1 pseudogene is annotated in these 836 nt (G+C 80.4%); it reads right to left on the reverse strand.

From position 1 onward, the window contains the following. A pseudogene (locus ABD308_RS27180) lies at positions 1-836 on the reverse strand (DNA polymerase Y family protein); the annotation flags it as partial.

The raw sequence follows: 836 nt of genomic DNA on the forward strand, positions 1-836 counted from the left end.
CAGGGCGCGTCGGCCGGCGCCGCCGGGTCGTACGGCTCGCCCCACGGCACCCGGACCACCTGGTCCTCCGGCCCCCGGCCGCCGGCCGGCTCGATCCGGCGCAGCCCGGCGTGCCCCAGCACCGCCTGCACCCGGGCCACCGCGCGCTCCACCCGGTCGTCCGCCACCGCCTGTCCCCAGAGCGCGAGTTGGCGGCCCTGGTCGGGGGTGAGGTCGTCGGGGACGAGCCGCAGCGCGGTGAACCCGCCCGGCTCGGGGTCGTGGGGGTCGTGGGAGCCGTCGGGGCCGTGGGGGCCGTGGGGGCCGCCCTCGCGGTCGAACGTGCCGGTGCTCTGCCAGGCCTGGAGCTGCCAGCGGACGCGTTCGGCGAGCGCCGTCGCCGAGAGCCGGCCCTCGTGCCGCCAGAGCCGGGCGACCGTCCGGCCGTCGGCGCACTCCACCTCGACAGCGACCCGCTGGCAGGTCAGCCCCGCCCCGGCGAGCCGCTGGTGCAGGCCTTCGGCCAGGGTGCGGGCGACGAACACCAGCGGCTCGGCGAGCGGCTCGGGCGGGTCGAAGCGCTGCTCGACGGAGAGGTCAGGCCCCTCGGTGCGCGGCACCAGCGGGCGCGGCTGCAGACCGCGGGCCAGCCGGTGCGCCACCGCGCCGGCCGGGCCGAAGCGGTCGGCCACCGACTCGGCGGGCAGCGCGGCGAACGCCCCCACCGTGGGCAGGCCGAGCCGCTCCAGCAGTCCGGCCAGGTCGGCGTCGCCGAGCGCGGCCACCGGGTAGGGCGCGAGGAACTCCGCCGTCCGCCCGGCGGGGACCAGGACCCCGGCGCGGGCGGCGAGCACGGC

This window comes from Kitasatospora putterlickiae, from assembly GCF_039527695.1.
GTDB lineage: Bacteria > Actinomycetota > Actinomycetes > Streptomycetales > Streptomycetaceae > Kitasatospora > Kitasatospora putterlickiae.